Below are 804 nucleotides of genomic sequence, written 5' to 3' on the forward strand. Positions count from 1 at the left end.
GGATCACGAAGGCCAGGACCCCTCCGGGTCCACGGGGCGTGTACTTCAGTGCCAGGGAGTGGTAGGGCGAGGACTCCAGACCTGCGTAGGCCACGGACTCCACCTGGGGATGGGCCTCCAGGAAGCGCGCGACCGCCAAGGCGTTGTCGACGTGTCGGTCCACGCGCAGGGACAGTGTCTGGATGCCCTGTTCGATGAGGAAGGCGTTGAAGGGGGAGGACGCGAAGCCCAGGTCACGCTCTCCCAGGGTCCGGGCGCGCAGGATGTAGGACAGGTTGACGCCGAAGGCGCCGTCAGCTCCCAGGTCACGGCCGTAGACCAGCCCGTTGTAGGACTCGTCGGGGGTGTTGAAGAAGGGGAAACGCTCCGGGTCGGCGGTGTAGTCGAAGTTGCCGGAGTCCACGATCACCCCTGAGATCGAGGTGCCGTGGCCGCCCAGGTACTTCGTCGCCGAGTGCACGACGATGTCCGCACCCCACTCGATGGGGCGCAGCAGGTAGGGGGTGGCCACCGTGTTGTCCACGATCAGGGGCACGCCCACGGCGTGTGCGGCCGCGGCGATGGCCTCGATGTCCAGGATGTCGCCCTTGGGATTGGGGATCGACTCCCCGTAGAAGGCGACGGTGCGTTGATCGGCCAGTGCGCTCCAGGCGTCGGGGTCGCGGGGATCCTCCACGAAACGGGTCTCGATGCCCAGTCGGCCCAAGGTGTTCTTCAGCAGCGTCACGGTGCCCCCGTAGAGGGAGGGGGAGGCCACCACGTTGTCCCCGGCGACCGCCAGGTTGAGGATCGCCAGGGCTTCCG

The 804-nt window shown here is 67.5% G+C and carries 1 protein-coding gene; it reads right to left on the reverse strand.

From position 1 onward, the window contains the following. Positions 1-804: PLP-dependent transferase (locus FK530_RS24405; protein WP_193560361.1), on the reverse strand; the 804-nt coding region annotated here is incomplete at both ends.

The organism is Tsukamurella conjunctivitidis (assembly GCF_007858475.1).
Lineage (GTDB): Bacteria > Actinomycetota > Actinomycetes > Mycobacteriales > Mycobacteriaceae > Tsukamurella > Tsukamurella conjunctivitidis.